The sequence below is a fragment of the Micrococcus sp. HSID17227 genome (genome assembly GCF_003989405.1).
Taxonomy (GTDB): domain Bacteria; phylum Actinomycetota; class Actinomycetes; order Actinomycetales; family Micrococcaceae; genus Micrococcus; species Micrococcus luteus.
Window position 1 is genome coordinate 1 of the sequence record NZ_RBLN01000285.1, and the last position, 2,570, is coordinate 2,570.

The window sequence follows — 2,570 nt, forward strand, 5'->3', positions numbered from 1 at the left end:
TCGCGGGTGTTCACGAGGGGCTCCTCCTGGATCGCGGGACCCGCGCGCCGGGGACCGGGCGCAGGGCATGGGCCAGCATAGCGCGGGCGGGCGGGGGCTGCGCCGAGATCAGTGCTCGGGTGCGGCGGTGAGGAAGTCGATGAGCTCCTCCACGCGGCCCAGCAGGGACGGCTCGAGGTCCGCGTACGTGGTGACGTGGGAGAGCAGCCGCTTCCACCCCAGCCCCGTGGCCTCCTTGCTCCCGTGCGGCCAGCCCAGTCCCCGCAGGATCCCCGTCTTCCAGTCCTGCCCCTTCGGCACGACGGGCCACGCGGGGATGCCGAGGACGGAGGGCTTGATGACCTGCCAGACGTCCACGTAGGGGTGACCGAGGATGAGCACGTTGCCCGCGGCCCCCGGCACGCGCATGGCCTCGGCCGCGAGGCGCTCCTCCTTGGACCCGGTGACGAGATGGTCCACGAGGATCCCGAGCCGGCGCCGCGGACCGGGGGCGAACGCACGGATCGCCCCGGCGAGGTCGTCCACGCCGTGCAGGGGCTCCACGACGATGCCCTCGAGGCGCAGGTCCTCGCCCCACACCTTCTCCACCAGCTCGGCGTCGTGCACGCCCTCCACCCAGATGCGAGAGGCGCGGGCGGTGCGGGCCCGCGCCCCCTCGACCCGTCGCGAGCCGGAGGCGGTGCGGGCCGGCGCCGCCGGGGCCGCGGCGGTCGGGGGGACCAGGGTCACGGGCTCGCCGTCGATCCAGAAGCCGCCGCCGAGGGGGAAGCCGCGGCGCACGCCGCGGCGGTCCTCCAGGACCACCACGTGCACGCCGCCGGAGCGCTCGATGCCGATCACGGCCCCGGTGAACCCGGAGGCCACGTCCTCGACCACCGTGCCGGGGGTGGCGGGCACATCGGGGACGGTCCGGGCGGGGCGGCGCGTCAGGTCGTCGTGGCCCGCGGGGCCCCAGCTGCTCCAGTCCATGGGAGAGCACGGTAGCAACGGGGGCGGGCGATCACCGTGAGCGAAGCCGTGCGGGCCGGTCGGGTCGTCCCCCGGGTCGGACGGTAGCATTGGCACTTGACCCGCCGGAGTGCCAGCCAGGGGCACCTCCGGGGTCGCCCCGGATCCCGACGGACCAGAGGAGGACCGAGATGTCGGAGCAGCCCCGCCGCCTGCAGGTGCTCCAGGCGATCGTGGAGGACTACGTGGCGCTGCGCGAGCCCGTGGGCTCCAAGGCGCTCGTGGAACGGCACGCCCTGGGCGTGTCCTCCGCGACCGTGCGCAACGACATGGCTGCGCTCGAGGAGGAGGGCCTCATCGTGGCCCCGCACACCTCCGCCGGGCGCGTCCCCACGGACAAGGGCTACCGCGTGTTCGTCGACCGCCTCTCCGAGGTGAAGCCGCTGTCCCCGGCCGAGCGCCGGGCCGTGCGGACCCTGCTGGACCCGGAGACGGACACCGAGCACATGATGGAGTCCACGGTGCGCCTCCTGGCCCAGCTGACCCAGCAGGTCGCCGTCGCGCAGTTCCCCCACGAGGACGGCTCCACGATCCGCCACCTCGAACTGGTCTCCCTCGCGCCCACGCGCGTGCTCGTGGTCCTCATCCTGTCCACGGGACGGGTGGACCAGCGGCACGCCGTGCTGGACCGTCCGGTCGACGAGGCGGAGCTGTCCGTGCTCCGCGGCCTCCTGCTGGACGCCCTGCTGGGGCTCGGTCCGGTGCAGGCGGCCACCGTGGTGGACGACGTCGTCACCCGGGTCCGCCCGGAGCACCGGCAGTCCGCCGCCCTCGTGGCCGCGGCCGTCCACGACCTGCTCGAGGCCGGCCGGCAGGACCGCATCGTGCTGGCCGGCACCGCCAACCTGGCCCGCTCCCCGGGGGACTTCGGCGCGTCCATCGGGCCGATCCTGGAGGCGCTCGAGGAGCAGGTGGTGCTGCTGCGCCTGCTCACGGAGATGGAGCAGGACGCCCACGGGGTGTCCGTGCGGATCGGCTCCGAGAACGCCGGATCGCTCGCGGACACCTCGGTGGTCGCGGCCGCCTACGGCCCCGGCGCCGTGGCGAAGGTCGGCGTCATCGGTCCGACCCGGATGGACTACCCGGGCACCATGGCCGCCGTCCGGGCGATCGCCCGCTATCTCTCCCGCATCCTGACCACCTGACGCGCCTCCGCGTGTCCTGGCGGGCCCCGTCCCGCATCGCCCCACGTCCCGCTCTCCCCGAGAGGAATCCCCACCGTGACCGACCACTACGAGACGCTCGGCGTCAGCCGTGACGCCAGCACCGAGGAGATCCGCCGCGCCTACCGCAAGCTCGCGCGCACCCACCACCCGGACGTCAACCCCGACCCGGAGGCGGCCGAGCAGTTCAAGCGCATCTCCCACGCCTACGAGGTGCTCTCGGACGAGGGCCGGCGCCGGGCCTACGACACGACGGGCAACGAGAACGGCCAGGCCGGCTTCCCGGGCGGCTTCGGCGGGGCGGGCGGCTTCGGGGGCTTCGCCGACATCTTCGAGACCTTCATGAACGCCGCCGGCCAGGGCGGCCGCGGCGGCCCCGCCAGCCGCGCCCGCCGCGGC

General features: G+C 74.7%; 3 protein-coding genes. 2 read left to right on the top strand and 1 reads right to left on the bottom strand.

Annotated elements, in window-relative coordinates:
- Positions 1–108: 108 nt before the first annotated feature.
- Positions 109–969 (bottom strand): DUF3097 family protein, encoded by an 861-nt coding sequence (locus D8M29_RS10820; RefSeq protein WP_010078617.1) that lies wholly within the window; start codon positions 967–969, stop codon positions 109–111.
- Positions 970–1,139: 170 nt separating this feature from the next.
- On the opposite strand from D8M29_RS10820, the gene hrcA reads away from it, so the two are divergent.
- Entirely contained in the window at positions 1,140–2,153 is a 1,014-nt protein-coding gene (hrcA, locus tag D8M29_RS10825; RefSeq protein WP_036317200.1) for a heat-inducible transcriptional repressor HrcA, read from the top strand.
- A 75-nt stretch (positions 2,154–2,228) separates the two neighbouring features.
- Positions 2,229–2,570 (top strand): DnaJ domain-containing protein (locus D8M29_RS10830; RefSeq protein WP_153240292.1); only part of this gene is annotated, 342 nt, incomplete at its 3' end.

Excerpts from the sequence above, each read along its gene's own strand:
- D8M29_RS10820 (WP_010078617.1), bottom strand. The coding sequence starts at position 969 with ATGGACTGGAGCAGCTGGGGCCCCGCGGGCCACGACGACCTGACGCGC.
- hrcA (WP_036317200.1), top strand. The coding sequence starts at position 1,140 with ATGTCGGAGCAGCCCCGCCGCCTGCAGGTGCTCCAGGCGATCGTGGAG.